20 protein-coding genes are annotated in these 14,251 nt (G+C 71.2%); 11 read left to right on the top strand and 9 right to left on the bottom strand.

The features are described from left to right. The first annotated feature begins 33 nt into the window (after positions 1-33). Positions 34-651, top strand: coding sequence for an XRE family transcriptional regulator (locus EMA09_RS26165; RefSeq protein ID WP_129843422.1), 618 nt, complete (start codon positions 34-36; stop codon positions 649-651). Positions 652-715: 64 nt separating this feature from the next. Here the strand turns inward: EMA09_RS26165 and EMA09_RS26160 are convergent, their stop codons facing one another. Beyond that, complete coding sequence (locus EMA09_RS26160) at positions 716-1,936, bottom strand: MFS transporter (RefSeq protein ID WP_129843421.1); 1,221 nt, start codon at positions 1,934-1,936, stop codon at positions 716-718. A gap of 80 nt (positions 1,937-2,016) precedes the next feature. Here EMA09_RS26160 and EMA09_RS29160 point away from each other — a divergent pair, with 80 nt between their 5' ends. Further along, positions 2,017-2,466 (top strand): hypothetical protein, encoded by a 450-nt coding sequence (locus EMA09_RS29160; RefSeq protein WP_240796579.1) that lies wholly within the window; start codon positions 2,017-2,019, stop codon positions 2,464-2,466. On the opposite strand, the gene EMA09_RS26150 is transcribed toward EMA09_RS29160, so the two are convergent. Beyond that, on the bottom strand, positions 2,397-3,038 hold the full coding sequence (locus EMA09_RS26150) for a hypothetical protein (RefSeq protein WP_129843420.1): 642 nt from the start codon (positions 3,036-3,038) through the stop codon (positions 2,397-2,399). The two genes, EMA09_RS29160 and EMA09_RS26150, sit on opposite strands and share 70 nt — an antisense overlap. A gap of 416 nt (positions 3,039-3,454) precedes the next feature. Between EMA09_RS26150 and EMA09_RS26145 the strand changes: the two genes are divergently transcribed. Then, the gene (locus EMA09_RS26145; RefSeq protein ID WP_129843419.1) at positions 3,455-4,042 is read left to right on the top strand and encodes a TetR/AcrR family transcriptional regulator; all 588 of its coding nucleotides are present in this window, start codon (positions 3,455-3,457) and stop codon (positions 4,040-4,042) included. Between the two features lie 34 nt (positions 4,043-4,076). Beyond that, positions 4,077-4,877, top strand: coding sequence for an alpha/beta hydrolase (locus EMA09_RS26140; RefSeq protein ID WP_240796578.1), 801 nt, complete (start codon positions 4,077-4,079; stop codon positions 4,875-4,877). A gap of 20 nt (positions 4,878-4,897) precedes the next feature. Here the strand turns inward: EMA09_RS26140 and EMA09_RS26135 are convergent, their stop codons facing one another. Beyond that, positions 4,898-5,749 carry a maleylpyruvate isomerase family mycothiol-dependent enzyme gene (locus EMA09_RS26135; protein ID WP_129843418.1) on the bottom strand — a complete coding sequence of 284 codons (852 nt, stop codon included), beginning with the start codon at positions 5,747-5,749 and terminating at the stop codon, positions 4,898-4,900. A gap of 113 nt (positions 5,750-5,862) precedes the next feature. Between EMA09_RS26135 and EMA09_RS26130 the strand changes: the two genes are divergently transcribed. Further along, complete coding sequence (locus EMA09_RS26130; protein WP_129843417.1) at positions 5,863-6,555, top strand: maleylpyruvate isomerase family mycothiol-dependent enzyme; 693 nt, start codon at positions 5,863-5,865, stop codon at positions 6,553-6,555. Between the two features lie 16 nt (positions 6,556-6,571). On the opposite strand, the gene EMA09_RS26125 is transcribed toward EMA09_RS26130, so the two are convergent. The 4 genes from EMA09_RS26125 to EMA09_RS26110 form a co-directional block, all read right to left on the bottom strand. Beyond that, a complete protein-coding gene (locus EMA09_RS26125; RefSeq protein WP_129843416.1) occupies positions 6,572-7,306 on the bottom strand; it encodes a 5-formyltetrahydrofolate cyclo-ligase in 735 nt (244 codons plus the stop codon). 91 nt (positions 7,307-7,397) lie between these two features. Beyond that, on the bottom strand, positions 7,398-7,616 hold the full coding sequence (locus EMA09_RS26120) for a DUF397 domain-containing protein (protein WP_129843415.1): 219 nt from the start codon (positions 7,614-7,616) through the stop codon (positions 7,398-7,400). A gap of 147 nt (positions 7,617-7,763) precedes the next feature. Continuing rightward, entirely contained in the window at positions 7,764-7,982 is a 219-nt protein-coding gene (locus tag EMA09_RS26115) for a DUF397 domain-containing protein (protein WP_129843414.1), read from the bottom strand. After that, positions 7,972-8,871 (bottom strand): helix-turn-helix transcriptional regulator, encoded by a 900-nt coding sequence (locus EMA09_RS26110; protein WP_129843413.1) that lies wholly within the window; start codon positions 8,869-8,871, stop codon positions 7,972-7,974. The genes EMA09_RS26115 and EMA09_RS26110 overlap by 11 nt, the downstream gene beginning before the upstream one ends. Before the next feature lie 145 nt (positions 8,872-9,016). Here EMA09_RS26110 and EMA09_RS26105 point away from each other — a divergent pair, with 145 nt between their 5' ends. Genes EMA09_RS26105 through EMA09_RS26095 form a run of 4 tightly spaced genes read left to right on the top strand, consistent with a single transcriptional unit; the run spans position 9,017 to position 10,037 of the window. Further along, positions 9,017-9,280 carry a hypothetical protein gene (locus EMA09_RS26105; RefSeq protein WP_240796577.1) on the top strand — a complete coding sequence of 88 codons (264 nt, stop codon included), beginning with the start codon at positions 9,017-9,019 and terminating at the stop codon, positions 9,278-9,280. 18 nt (positions 9,281-9,298) lie between these two features. Beyond that, positions 9,299-9,442: a hypothetical protein gene (locus EMA09_RS28545; protein ID WP_168220808.1), complete on the top strand. Its 144-nt coding sequence runs from the start codon at positions 9,299-9,301 to the stop codon at positions 9,440-9,442. A gap of 5 nt (positions 9,443-9,447) precedes the next feature. Further along, a complete protein-coding gene (locus EMA09_RS26100) occupies positions 9,448-9,810 on the top strand; it encodes a hypothetical protein (RefSeq protein ID WP_129843412.1) in 363 nt (120 codons plus the stop codon). Next, positions 9,807-10,037, top strand: a complete 231-nt coding sequence (locus EMA09_RS26095; protein ID WP_129843411.1) for a hypothetical protein — start codon at positions 9,807-9,809, stop codon at positions 10,035-10,037. Before EMA09_RS26100 ends, EMA09_RS26095 begins: the two co-directional genes overlap by 4 nt. 79 nt (positions 10,038-10,116) lie before the next feature. Here EMA09_RS26095 and EMA09_RS26090 read toward each other — a convergent pair whose 3' ends face one another. Continuing rightward, entirely contained in the window at positions 10,117-10,563 is a 447-nt protein-coding gene (locus EMA09_RS26090) for a helix-turn-helix domain-containing protein (protein WP_129843410.1), read from the bottom strand. 128 nt (positions 10,564-10,691) lie between these two features. Here EMA09_RS26090 and EMA09_RS26085 point away from each other — a divergent pair, with 128 nt between their 5' ends. Next, a complete protein-coding gene (locus EMA09_RS26085; protein WP_129843409.1) occupies positions 10,692-11,564 on the top strand; it encodes an aldo/keto reductase family oxidoreductase in 873 nt (290 codons plus the stop codon). Positions 11,565-11,604: 40 nt separating this feature from the next. On the opposite strand, the gene EMA09_RS26080 is transcribed toward EMA09_RS26085, so the two are convergent. After that, entirely contained in the window at positions 11,605-12,702 is a 1,098-nt protein-coding gene (locus EMA09_RS26080) for a glycoside hydrolase family 15 protein (protein WP_129843408.1), read from the bottom strand. Between the two features lie 275 nt (positions 12,703-12,977). On the opposite strand from EMA09_RS26080, the gene EMA09_RS26075 reads away from it, so the two are divergent. Further along, complete coding sequence (locus tag EMA09_RS26075) at positions 12,978-14,177, top strand: glycoside hydrolase family 6 protein (RefSeq protein ID WP_240796576.1); 1,200 nt, start codon at positions 12,978-12,980, stop codon at positions 14,175-14,177. Positions 14,178-14,251: the final 74 nt, after the last annotated feature.

The raw sequence follows: 14,251 nt of genomic DNA, 5'->3' as shown, positions 1-14,251 counted from the left end.
ACAAACATTGTTGCCGAGGCGGCAAATGGAAGGGTGAGTGACGACGATCTGACGAGCGTGTTGGACGCGGTCGGCCCCCGGCTGCGGGCGCTGCGGCGCGAGCGCGGCACGACGCTGGCGGCCCTCAGCGAATCGACCGGCATATCGCTGAGCACCCTGTCACGGCTGGAGTCGGGCGGGCGCCGCCCCACCCTGGAGCTGCTGCTCCCGCTGGCCAAGGCGTACGGGGTGCGGCTGGACGAGCTGGTGGGCGCGCCGGAGACGGGGGACCCTCGCGTGCACCCCCGGCCGTTCGTCCGCGACGGGCGGACGTACATCCCGCTGACCCGCTACTTCGGCGGGATGCACGCATACAAGCACATCCTTCCGCCCGGCTCCCCCGACGATCCGAAGCCGGGGCAGCGCACGCACGAGGGCTACGAGTGGCTGTACGTCCTCGCGGGGCGGCTGCGGCTGGCCCTCGGGGGCCAGGACCTCGTCCTCACGCCCGGGGAGGCGGCGGAGTTCGACACGCGGGTGCCGCACGGTTTCGGGAACGCGGGGCCGCAGCCGGTCGAGTTCCTGGCGATCTTCGGTCCGCAGGGCGAACGGGTGCACGTCCGCGCCCGCTCGGTGCGCACCGGGGAAGGCCGGGGTTCCGGGGACGGGTGAACGGGACCGTATGTCTTACAGCGCGCCTTGCTGCCGCGTCCGACGCCGGCCGCCGCGGGGGTCTCTATGCGTTGGCCGCCTGAACGCGGACGGCTCGGGCGCGGACCACGAAGGGCCGGGAGAAGACGGTGATGGCGATGGAGACGGCAGCCACCAAGGTGATGGCCGTGCCGGCGGTGAAGTGCTGGGCGATGCCGCCGGCGATCGCAGCTCCGATGCCTTGCCAGGTCATCCGGCCGGCAGACTCGACTCCCTGGACCTGGCCACGGACCGGGTCAGGGGTCAGCTCCAGAAGCTGCTCCTGGAGCGGCAGCGTGGCAGCGAAGCCGGCACTGGCGATGAACACCGCGGCTGTCGCGACCAGCACGGGCGGGTGGACGGCGAACAGCAGGTAGGGCGCGGCGAGCAGCAGTCGCAGGGCGAATGCGCAGCGGCGTCGCTGGTCGGCGGTGAACAGCCGCCCGACCGCAAGGTCACCGAGGAGCATGCCTGCCGATCCGGCGGCGAGGAAGACGCCGGCGTGGTGGGGGGCGTAGGAGATGAACAGGGCCTCGCAGCCGACGATCAGGCCATTGGGGACCCACAGGTTCAGCAGCAGCGCGCGCTGGCCGGAGTGGGAGAAAAGCTCGATGTTGGTCGTCCAGGTCTGGCGCAGTCCTGGGCGACGGGTCAGGCGGATCGAACGTTCCCGGACCGTCACCGCCACAATGATCAACCCACCGCCGGTCAGGGCTGTCGCGACGCCGAATACCTCCTGCGGGCTCAGGTACCGCGACATCACGGCGCCGGTGGCGTAGCCGAGGATGGCCATGCCTCCCGAGGTGATGTTCGTCAGCGAACGTGCCAGTGCATAGGCGGATGTCGGCACCACCTCGGCGAGCAGCCCCATCCGTGCGCCCGTTCCCAGGGACTGGAAGAACCCCAGCACAAGGAGCAGACCGAACCGGGCGGCGAGCGGCAGCCCTGGAACCGCCTGTGCGGCAACACCTACGAGCGAGACGCACTGAAGCCCGACGAGGGTCCGGCGAGGACGGCTTCCGTCCGCGACCGACATCAGCGTCAGCGCACCGAGCACCGTCGCGAAGGTGGCGCCGTACATGCTCACAGCGGTCAGGAACGGGGACTTGGTCTGCTGGTTGACCAGCGTGCCGAGCGAGAAGCCCGACAAGGTGCTCGCGGCGACCGTCAGTGTGAAGCTGGCGTACAGGCCGACGAATTCACGGTTGCGGAGCAGGTCACGGTAGGTGGTGGGAGGTTTGCCGGAGGCAGGTGTGTCAGAAGGCATGAAAAAAGCCTTCGCGCGCACTCGAGTTGGGGCACCGAAGGCCGACCGGTGGATCATAGCAAGGCCCGCATCGGGCCGGGGTGGACGCGGACGCGGATACGCTCGGGTCTCGGCGGCACCGCACATTCACCCGGGCCTTCGGCCGCAAGGGATGGCTGCCCGCCTTCCGTGACGCGACCCTGTTCAAGACCGCGTACGCCTACGGCCTGCGGCGCAACGAGACGCGAACGCTGGACGCCGCCGACTTCGGCCGCAACCCGCACGGAGGCGAGTCCGGCGAGTACGGCCGGTGCCAGGTTCGGTTCGGCAAGGCCAAGAAGGGCTCGCCGCCCGAGCGCCGCGGGGTGCTGACCGTGTTCGACTGGCCCCCGGACGTCCTGGAGATCACGCAAGGTCATCAACAGGCTGGCTTCCTCGGGGAGCCGGCGACGGTGGAACACGCGAGCGCACCAGTAGCCGGCTACAGAACCGCAATCCAGGGATGCCCCGGGTGTACGCGGTCGAGTAGTTCGGCCAGGATCTCGCGCTGAGCCGGGGACATGTGTGGGACGGTCGCGTCGAAGTCGGATTGATCTTTTCGGCGGGCATGCTCGGCCTTGAACAGCAGGACCAGTTCGGGCGCCAGATACGGGATGCCGTCTTGGGTGTGATGGATGATGTCGCTGTAGGGAAGCCGGATCCTCTCATCGCGTCGGCAGATCCAGGTGTCGCCGTCGTGCGGTTCGCGGAACACGTCGAGCAGGTAGTTGCCGGTGGCCGGATCGCGGAGCCAAGTCTGATGTACGGCGGCGAGCACCTCCGGTGTGGCGTCCTCCCAGATCCGGCCACTGCCTGCCGCGTCGAAGACATATCCGGGGAATCGGTGGTGGACCTCGGGGAAGCCCGCGGTCGGAATCGCGATCTCGATGTCCCCATGAGCGCGCGTCTGCCTGCCGCGGAACAGGTCCAGCGCCCAGCCCGCGGCCACGTACCAGGGCGTGCCGATCCCGGCCAACTGCTGCGCGACCTCACTCGGGGTCCAGCAGGAAGACCACCTGGCGTGGAGGGCTTCGATCTGGTCGGGTGACAGCTCCATGCCGCCGCTGGGCAGTTGCTCGCTCACCGCAGGAATCTATCAGCGGACTCAAGGCCCCTGGCCGTGGTCGATGAAAGAGACGGCCTGGAGCCGCACGCCGCTGGTGACCACACAAGGTCACCAGCCGGTTGGACTCCTCGGCGAACTGGCGACAGTTGAATAGGCGAGTCCGCCAGTATCGACCCTCGGTGGGGATTCGAGGGTCGGATGGTGTGCTCCGGGAGATCGATCGGTGGGTTCGTCTCGAACTCACGGTGGGGCATCCGAATCCGCGGGCGTCATCGCGTCGTGGGGATGGGCCTCAACCGGGCGGAACGGCCGGGACCGGCAGCGCGGTGCGTCCGGCTCGGAGATAAACGGTTGCGCAGGCTTTCCTAGGGGGCCTAGGTTACTGCCTTGCTGGCTTCGGAAACCCTGGAGCCCGGGAGCCGTGGAGGTGACGCATGGCCCGTGCCGGTCTGAGCGCGGCCCGGATCACGGAGGCCGCGGCGCGGCTGGCGGACGAGGCGGGGCTCGACCGGGTCACCGTCTCGGCCCTCGCGCGGCACTTCGGCGTGAAGGACGCGAGCCTGTACGCGCACGTCCGGAACCTCCGCGACATCCGCGTACGGATCGCCCTGCTCGGCGGTGCCGAGATGAACGACCGCATCGCCGACGCCATCGCGGGCCGGGCCGGCGAGGAGGCGCTCGTCGCGTTCGCCGGCGCCTACCGCCGCTACGCCCTCGACCACCCCGGCCGCTACGCCGCCACCCAGATGCGGATGGACCCCGGGGAGCTGGGGGATTCGCCGGTCCTGCGCCGCAACGTCGAGCTGACCTACGGCATGCTGCGCGCCTACGGCCTGACCGAGCCGGACACGACCGACGCCGCCCGGCTGCTGCGCGCCACCTTCCACGGCTTCATCCATCTCGAACTCGGCGGCGGTTTCGCCCACCCACGTGCCGTGGAGGAGTCCTGGTCGCAGGCCCTCGCCGCGCTGCACGGTGCCCTGCGGAACTGGCCGTCCACGTCTGAACGGAGCACGTCATGACCACGGCCGCCACCCCCGTACCGGCACGCTCGCGGTGCCCGGCGCCACCCTCCGCTACGAGGTGCGCGGCAGCGGCCCGGCCCTCCTGCTGATACCCGGCGGCGCCGCCGACGCGGGCCTGTACGCGGGCATGGCGCCACGGCTCGCCGAGCGGTACACCGTCATCTCGTACGATCCGCGCGGCCTGTCGCGCAGTCCCCTCGACGGACCCCTCGCCGACCAGCGGGTGTCCGAGTGGAGCGACGACGCCCGCAGGCTGCTGGACGCGCTCGCGCCGGACGGTGACGCGTCGGTGCTGGGGTGCAGTTCGGGCGCGATCGTCGCCGTCGATCTGCTGGCCCGCCATGCGGACCGGCTGCGGCGGGTCGTCGCCCACGAGCCGCCGCTGCTCGGCCTCCTGCCGGATCCGGCGCCCCACCGGGCGCTGTTCGCCGATGTGCGGGACGTCTTCCGGGCCGAGGGGGTCGCCGCCGCGTCGGCGCGGTTCGCCGAAGGGCTGGGCGGCACGGCGGAACAGGCGGAGCGCTCCGGCGAACTCCCGCCCGCGATCGTGGAGATGGCGCCCCGCATGCACGCCAACATGCCTGTCTTCCTCGGCCACATGCTGGTCCCGTTCTCCTCGACCGTCCCGGACGCGGCGGCGCTGCGGGCGGCGGCGGGGAAGCTCGTGCCGGCGGCCGGTGCCGAGTCGCGCGGCATCGAACCGCTGTACGGGCCGGCCGCCCGGCTCGCCGAGTTGCTCGGGACGCCGCTCGCCGAGTTCCCCGGCGGGCACCTGGGGGCGGTGGAACGTCCGGCGGAGTTCGCGGAACGGCTCCTCGCCGTGCTCGCCTGACGTCGGCCCGGCGAGCGGCGTCAGCGGACGATGGATATGATCCCGCAGGCCGCTTCGGCGAGCCTGCGTTCGCCCCGGACCTCGGCCCGGCCCAGCGCGGTGGCGGGCTCGATGCCTCGTGTGCACAGCAGCCAGAGCGTCTCCGTGTCCACGACCACCGAGGCGTCCGGCGCTCCGCCGGGCGGTTCGGCCAGGGACCAGCGGTCCGGGGTGGCGGTTGCGGTCCACCGGCCGCCGCCCGCACCCTCGGCGATCACCTCGACGCGGGTCCCGGCGGGTGCCGCCGTGTGCCGCAGGGTGTGCGGCAGCGCCCGCATGGAGGTGTCGAGGACCACGGACAGGGCGCCCGGCTCCGGGTCGGTGCCGTGCCCGACGGCATGACGGATCTGCTGCCGGTGCGTCCAGTACTCGGTGAACTCCCGGGCGATGTCCAGCCACGCCGGCGCCGGATCGGCCCCCGCCCACGAGACGCCCATGGCGGGCGCCTCGGGGTCGGCGGTGGCGAACCGTCCGGCGAGCCGGGTCCCCGCCGCCTCCAGTTCCCCGATGAGCGCGGCGGGTTCGTCGCCGGCGTGGAGATCGACCCACTCCTGGTTGGTGCGGTGGATGAACGCCTCAAGTGTCTCCCCGGGGCGCGGGCCGCCCCGCAGGCCGCCGGGGGTGTCGTCGAGGCGTGCGAGACAGTCCCCGAGGATGTGGGCGGCGACATCGTGCACGGTCCACCGCGGGACCGCCTTCCTGCGCCAGTCGGCCGGACGCAGGTCGCGCAGGGTCGCGACAAGGGTCGCCAGTTCCGGGCCGAACAACGGACGGGCGTCGATCGGGGCGCCCAGCCAGGAAGTACCGGGCAGGCCGGGGGATTCATGACTCATACCGCCGAAGCGTGACAGCCGGACTCCGCGCCCGCCAACGAATACATCGGTGCGTCCCCTCGCGCGGGAAAACGACCTGTCGTCCCCCGGACGGGCGACGTAGCGTGCTGCCCGTGGATCACAACGCCTATCTCACGCATCTCCGCCGGGAACTCGACGCGTTCCGGGCCACGCTCGCCGGCGATCTCTCGGCCCCGGTGGCCCACTGCGGCGACTGGACCCTCTACGACCTCGCCAACCACCTCGGTTCGGGCAATCACTGGGCCGCCCGCGCCGTCACCGAAGGGCACGGCGACCACCGGCCGCCGGACGCCCCCCGCGACCCGGCGGAGCTGGACGCCTGGTTCGGCGACGCCTGCGCCGTCCTGCTCGACGCGCTGGACGGCGACCCCGCCACCCCGGCGTGGACGTTCTTCCCGCCCGCGACGCGTGGCTTCTGGCAGCGGCGGCGGGCACTGGAGACCGTGGTGCACCGCTGGGACGCCGAGAACGCCGTCGGCACACCCACCCCGCCGGACACGGACCTCGCCGACGACGGCGTGTCCGAGGTGTTCGCCATGATGGCCCCCCGCCAGATCACCCGGGGCCGGGCCACACCGCCCGCGCACGCGCTGCACGTGATCGCCACCGACACGGGGACGACCTGGACGTACGGCCCCGGTGAGCCCGTCGCGACAGTGGCCGGAACGGCGGCGGACCTGCTGCTGACACTCTGGGGCCGCCTCCCCGCCACCGGCCCGGCACTCACCTGGACCGGCGACGAGCGGACGGCACGGAAGATCCTGGCAGGCCCTCTGGTCCCCTGAGCGGAACCCGGCAGGTTCAGCGAGCGCCGTGCCGTGGCCTGTCCTGCCGGTTCCCCAGAGCGGGGATGGACATGATCGCCTCCTCACTCAGGAGGTGCCAGAGGATTCCCCTGGATCTGCGGGGTGCGGTGGCGTGGATCGTACGGGTCGGAGTGACGATTACATCGACACGGAAGTCGTGTTCCCCCTCGGGAATCTCCTGGTCGAGGACCTGTGCGTCATGGACTGTCGTGACCATGAGCGTCTGTTCACCGATCAGCCCCGCCTCCTGCAGAAGCGCCGCCTCGATATCGGTGTAACCAGCGCCCTTCCCGAGCCGGGCACCCGTGTACCCGACGGCGACACTGCCGCAGACCACCATGTCCACGGGCTGCATCTCCGCTGTCGAGACCGGACGCCCCGCTTCGACGGCCGCATGCCGCTCCGCGATCGCGGCGGGTTCCCCGGCCAGACGTTCCGGGTCCAGGAGGCAGAACGGCTGGGGAGCAGCAAGCCGGGGGGCGGCCATGCACACGATCTTGCGCTCGCGGAGAGCCCTCGCGCGTACGGGCTGTTGCGCGCGATCCGGCACGGCCTTGATGACAGAGGCGGCCCGCCACGCAGGCAGCTCGGCAAGACGATCAGCAGCGAGTTCCGCCCCGACGAACGCCGGGATACGTCCCCGCCCGCCATGGGGCGCGATCCGCTCACGCTCCAGCACATCCCACACGCGGTTCCGCAGGCGGCTCTTCGACTCGGTGATCTCCGACATGCGCAGCCCTCTCATGTCGCCACCCGGCTCCGCGGCCCCGCCGCTCCTCCGTGAGGAAGGCGGGCGGGGCCGCTGTGGTCAGAGGAGCCGGTCAGGCTCGCACGTCACTGTGCTTCACCGCGCGGATGAAGCCCTGCCACCCACCGGTAGAGAAGATGAGGGCGGAGCCGTGCGGGACCTTGCTGTCCCGCACGGGCACCGCCCCCAACTCGGCGAACGAACGGCTGAACTCAACGCACTGCCCTCCAGTGGCCTCGCTGTAGGACGACTTGATCCACTCGGCGCCAGCAAGATTGAGGTGAACGCGCATTCCGTGACTCCTTCGAGTAGTCCCGATGGGTTGGCGGCTTCTCCCCCGCCAGAAGCGGCAGAGGCTTGCTCAGTCGTCGTGCGGCTCACGGCCCCACCGCTCCTCCGTAAGGATGAGCGACGAGGCCGCTGTGGTTGGAGGAGCCGATCAGGCTCGCACCTCGCCGCGCTTCACCGCGCGGACGAAGCCCTGCCACCCACCGGCAGAGAACGTGAGGGCCGAGCCGCCCGGGTCCTTGCTGTCCCGAACAGGCACCGCACCCAACTCGGCGAACGAACGGCTGAACTCAACGCACTGACCGCCGTCCCCCTGGCTGTAGGACGACTTGATCCACTCGGCGTCACCAATCTGCAAGTCAGCGTGCATCGTGCAGCTCCTTCAACAGGGATTCGATCAGGGACCGCGACCGGTTCAGAGACAAGGCGTTGGCCCGCAGACGATCATAGTTATCGAAACTCCATGCAACCGTCTCAGCAGAGTCGTAGACCCGGCCACCGCGCGGCCCGTCCGAATACATCACTGCAGGTCGGTCACTCAGCGCGAGCAGTGTGTATGGCATCAGGTGCTCAGCGACGACTCCAGCCGAGAAGGGCAGCACCTGCAAATCGATCCACGGGGAGATCGACGCTTCCAACAGATAGGCCAACTGCTCGGCCATCACGGTCGGCCCCCCAACCACAGTGCGAAGGCACCCTTCGTGAAGGATGACCCACAGCTCTGGTGGCTTCGCCCGTTGAAACACCACACGTCGGCGAAGTCTGGCTTCGACCTTGCCGTCGATCACTTGGGGCTCTTCCCGTGGGTGCGCCGCCTCGAACACCGCTCGGGCGTACGCCTCAGTCTGGAGCACGCCCATGATCAAGTTGGGCGAGTAGTCCAGTATCCGTGACGCGCGGCGTTCCAGTTGCAGGTAGGGCAGGAACCACGAGGGGGCGTCGCCCTCCTCCAACTGCTTGAGCAGGTCGGCGAACAGCCCGTGCGTCTCGAAGGCCGTGTCGCAGCCCTGTACGAATTTCAGGCTCGGGACCAACTGTCCTGACTCCACCTGGCTGATGTAGCTCTCGGAGTATCCGGTGGCGCTGGACAGCCCCTTCTGCGTCATCCGCCGACCCACTCGCACCCGCCGCACGTTGGCGCCGAGGCGTTCCACCGCCGTCGGCCGCTGTGGGGGTTCACTGAAGTCGTCCCGTTCTGGCACCTCTTGCAATGCGCTGATCTCCCCTTTGTCTGTCCGGAGCGCGGAGAAGTCGATCATGTGGCTTTCACTGCGAGCGCTGAAGCCGTCACTACCGCACTGGATACCCGATATACCGGTCCCGCAAAGGAGTCGAGCCCCCGCGACCGAGCCACCGGCCCGGGGGTGTGGACCGCCCTACCAGTGGAAGAGGAAGCAGGCAGCCATGGACCAGAGTACGACCGAGGAGTCGGTGTCCACCCGAACGGTGGATGCGGTGACGGGTGTGGAGTTCACGACGGGTGTGGTGATCGGGGGTGTGGTGCGGGACTCCGCGACGGCGCGTGTCGGGCGTGTCATGGACCTCATCAACGGGTTCGTCTACCTGCGGCCGTTGAGCGGCGGGCTGGAGTGGGACGCGCGGGTGGAGGCCGTACGGCCTATCGGTGGCGCGGAGGCCGGTGCCCGCAGCCGGCGCGGTCGTCCGTGACACGTCCCGCGTCCCGCCGTGCCTGATGGCCGTCACGCGCGCCGTCGCCCGTCGGTGGCCGGTGTGCTGTGGTCCGCCGCGAGCAGGGCCGCCGTCCCGGTCCTGTGCGGACTCGTCGGCGTCGCGCTCGGTGTGCTCCTGTCCGTCCTCGTCCACCCCTGAGTGCCATGAACCCTGTCTTCGTGTGCGGGCGGCGTGCGTTCGTCCCGCCCTCGTTCCTCACCGTCCGGTTGCGCGTCGAGACCACGCTCGTGCGGTGCGAACTGGCAGAACACCCGCCGTTCCAGCCCCACTTCGCCTACGCGGCCGACCGCCCCGACGCGCTCCCCGAAGCCGTCTGGGCCGTCTGGTCCGACCGCGACCCGACCGTCCGGTTCCACGTCCTGGCCGACTGCGACACCGGCAACGGGCAGGAAGGAGCCGAGGAACACTACTGCACCCTGTTCGAGGCGCACCCGGCTCCGTGTTCCTGGGCCATGATCTGCCTGCACCGGGAAGTCGACGCGCTGATGGCGGAGTTCGAGCGGTGACCACACCCCGAATGGCGCGAGACCTGCGGGACGCGCGGCGTGCCGACGTCGTCCGGCACGCGGCCGAGATCGTCACCGCCTACCGGAACGGCACCAGCCTCAACCGGATCTGCCGTGACTGGGAGGTGGACGCCCACTGGATGCGCGCCCAGTTGGTGACCTGGGGCGTGCGCGTCCGGTCCCGGGCGGAGGCGCACGAACTGCTCCGCGCTCAACGACCCGTATAAGTACTGCCGCCCCGGACCGGACAGGTCCCGGTCCGGGCGGCAGCGGGTCACGGGAGTACGCCCAGATCGTCGGCGAGGGTCAGGAGGTGCGGGCGTCGTGGTTCTCACGGTTCTCGAGAACCTCGGCCATGTGCGTCTGCGCCCATTCCCTGAGTCCGCGCGTCATGTGGTGCAGCGAGAGACCGAGATCGGTCAGCTCGTAGGAGACGGTGACGGGAACAGTCGGTGTCACCGTACGGGTGAGCAGACCATCGCGCTCCAGCGACCGCAGCGTCTGGGTCAGCATCTTCTGGCTGACCCCGGCCAGGAGCCGGGAGATCTCGGAGTAGCGCATCGCCTTCGGCGCATCGTCGTGGGCTGCGCCGGACCGGCCGGGGCGGTTGTCGCCGCCCAGCGCACACAGGATCAGGACGACCCACTTGTCGGAGATCCGGTCGAGCAACTGCCGGCTGGGGCACCCCGCCAGGAACGCGTTGTACTCCGCTTTCGCCCGAGCCCTCTTCTGGGCCGCCGTGGACGTCGTCACCGATCACACCTCTCACCGATGGGTGGGTTACGCACTCCTGAGTGCCTACTTCCCGACAGGAAGTTGCTCTCCCATGCTGATGCACAAAGGCGGCAGGCGCCACCCCGTGCACGACGAAAGGCAACACGATGAGCACACCTTCCCACTCCCTTCCGGGCGGCACCTGGGCTCTGGGGGACATGACCGTCACCCGGTTCGGCTACGGCGCCATGCAACTGGCCGGCCCGTGGGTCATGGGGCCGCCCGCCGATCGCAAGGGCGCCCTGGCCGTGCTGCGTGAGGCCGTCGGCCTCGGTATCACCCACATCGACACCAGTGACGCCTACGGGCCGCGCATCACCAACGAGTTGATCCGCGAGGCTCTGCACCCGTATCCCGAGTCGCTGCGCATCGTCACCAAGGTGGGCGCGGTCCGCGACGCACAGGGCGGCTGGCCACCGGCCCGGCGGCCCGAGGATCTGCGGCGCCAGGTCCACGACAACCTCACATCGTTGCGGCTCGACGCTCTCGACCTGGTCAACCTCCGGCTCGGCGACGCCGAGGGCCGCCGGCCCGACTCGCTCGCCGAGGCGTTCGGCACGCTCGCCGAACTGCGGCGGCAGGGCCTGATCCGCCACCTCGGAGTCAGCAACGCCACTGAGGATCAGGTCGCCGAGGCGCGGAGCATCGCACCGGTCGTGTGCGTGCAGAACATGTACAACCTCGCCCACCGCCATGACGACGAACTCATCGACCGGCTCGCCGGCGACGGGATCGCGTACGTGCCCTTCTTCCCCCTCGGCGGCTTCACCCCGCTTCAGTCCTCGGCGCTCACGGCGGTCGCCGCTCGCTCGGGAGCGACGCCGATGTCCGTCGCACTGGCCTGGCTGTTGCAGCGGTCACCGAACATCCTGCTCATCCCGGGCACGTCATCGACGGCGCACCTGCGCGAGAACATCGCCGGCGCGGGGCTCCCCCTCTCGGACGAGGATCTGACCGAACTGGACGGCATCGGCCGCTGAACGGGCCGGAACCGGAAGGCTCCCGGACAGCGCGGGTTCGTCACGGGAGTATGCCCAGATCGTCGGCGAGGGTCAGGTACATCGCGTGGGACCACAGCAGGGGTTTCGCCACCGGCCCCCACTTCGTCTCCCAATGCTCCAGGTGCTCGGGGTGCAGGAGCCGTACGCCGGGGGCCTGTTCGGGCAGGAGGCCGTCGTCGTCGGCCTGTGCGGCGATCCAGTCGAGTTCGCGGCGCGCGTCCGCCGTCCGTCCCGCGCGGACGTGGACCGAACCGAGGAACCCGGCGAGGACGGGCCACTGCCCGCCGCCGTAGAACACGTCCGCCAGGTGCCGGTGGACGCCGCCCTCCGGCTCCACCAGGTCGCGTTCGACCGCCGCGAGCGTGGCGGCGCCGACCGGGTCCGTCGGATCGACGAACGAGAACGGCGCCATGCAGGCGAGGAGGCTCGCGTCCACGGCGCCGCTGCCGAGGGAGCGCGTGAGGTGCCCGCCCGGGATGCCGCGCTCGGCGACGAGACGTTCGATGCCGCCGGTGACGCGCGCGGCGGTGGCCGGGTCGGCGAGTCCGGCGCGGGCCGCGGCCGCCATACCGCCGTACAGGGCGCCGAGCGTCGCGCCGTGGCGCTCCTCCTGCGTCTCCTCCCACCAGTCGTAGCAGGGGATGTTCCACGTGGCGGCGATGTAGTCCACGACCAGGGCGGCGGCCTCGCGGTACGGCGCGGGGTCGACGCGGTGCCGGCCGAGGTGGCCCGACAGTGCCCACAGCCAGGTGCCGTAGCCGTCGGTCTGGAAGTCGGCCCAGCCGGAGTCGCCGGTGTCTCCCCCGTCCAGTTCGTAGCGCGTCGGCAGGAACTCGGCCTCGTCCGGCATCTCACCGCGCCCGAGCGCCGCGGTGACGCGGCCGATCCGGTCGGCCCGGTCGGTGACGACCCGCGCACACCAGTCGTGGAACGCGGTCGCGGAGTCCGCGGCGCCCGCACGGGACGCGGCGTCGGCGATGAAGGAGCCGTCGCGGAACCACGCGTAGCGGTACACCGGGTACGCGGGGCACGCCGGGTAGGCGCCGCCCGTGTCCTGGTGGCCGGTGATGACGGCGAGGCTGCGGCGGAGGAGACGCGCGTGGTCGGGAGCGGACAAGGGGGAGCCTCCGGGAGGGTGGGGAGCAGCGGCGTACCGGGGACGAGGACGGGGGTCAACGTAGTGCCTCGGCGGCCGGTGGCGGCCTCGCCCCGCCCGACGGGCGCGCCTTTCCCACCGGTACGCGCACCGCCTCGGCGGCGGCCGGGCCGGGATTGACGGCCGGGTGGGCGCGCGGAATGATCGGCGCCACGTTCCGCAGGGGGCTCGTACGCGCGTGCGGGCCGGGCGAGAGGAATGCCGCCGTGCTGTCCCGGAGAGCTCCCGATTTCCGCGTGCCCCGGACGCCCCGGGGGAAGGCGCTGGCCGCGGCCGGTCTGGCCGGCCTGCTGGCGGCTGGCGGTGTGACGGCGGTGCTCGTCACCCGGTCCGGCGGCGACGACCGGCCGGGGGCCGCCGCCGGGGCGCCGTCCGCCGCCGAGGCGGAGGAGGCCCTGACCGCGCCGTCGGCCCAGGCGTCGCTCCTCGCGCCGTCCCCGGAGGCCGCGCTCGTGCCCGCCTCCCCCACGACGGAGGAGGAGACGGCGGGCGGGGACCGGGACGACGCGGGCGGCGACGGCGATGCGGCCGGCGCGCAGGACGAGGGCGCGGGCGGCGGGGACGGTGCCGCCGCCCCGGTGCGGGCCGCGCTGTTCGTGAACCCCGACGCACAGGTGCGCCGGTGGCTCGACGACCACCCGGACGACGGCCGCCGCGACGTGATCGCCGACAGCATCGCGAACCGTCCGCAGGGCGTGTGGTTCACCCAGTACGACCCGTCGTCCATCACCGGCGACGTGCGCGCCATCACCTCGGCCGCCGAGGCGTCCGGCACGGTGCCCGTCCTGGTCAGCTACATGCTGCCGAACCGCGACTGCGGCGGCGCCTCGTCCGGCGGCGCGCCGGGCACCGACGCCTACGACGCGTGGATGGATCGTTTCGCCGCCGGTATCGGCGCCGGTCCCGCCATCGTCATCCTCGAACCGGACTCGCTCGCCCTCGACGACTGCCTGTCAGGCGTCGACCGCGACGCGCGCCGAGCCTCCCTGGCGCGGGCCGTCGACACCCTGCACGACGCCGCTCCGCAGGCCCGCGTGTACCTCGACGCGGGTCACTCCCAGTGGCACGACCCGGCCGAGATGGCCGACCGTCTGGAGGCCGCCGGCGCGCTGGACGGCGCCGACGGCATCTTCACCAACGTGGCGAACTTCCGCGCCACCGACCAGGAGACGGCGTACGCCAAGGCCGTCCTCGACGCGCTCGGCGGCGGTCTGCACGCCGTCATCGACACCAGCCGCAACGGCAACGGCCCGGTGGGCGAAGAGTGGTGCGACCCGCCGGGGCGCCGCGTCGGGCACGCGCCCACGACCGACACCGGCGACCCGGACATCGGCGCCTACCTGTGGGTGAAACCGCCCGGCGAGGCGGACGGCTGCGCCGCCGACGCGGGGACGTTCTCACCGCAGATCGCGTACGACCTGGCCCTCGGCAACTGACCCGTCCTGCTGTCGCCGGGTCATGTTCCGGTGACACGGCGCGGACGATTTCGCTACACACGCACGATTGCCTA

Origin of the sequence: Streptomyces sp. RFCAC02 (assembly GCF_004193175.1) — a bacterium.
In the GTDB taxonomy this organism is placed as follows: domain Bacteria; phylum Actinomycetota; class Actinomycetes; order Streptomycetales; family Streptomycetaceae; genus Streptomyces.
This window is presented reverse-complemented; position numbering and strand designations above follow the sequence as displayed.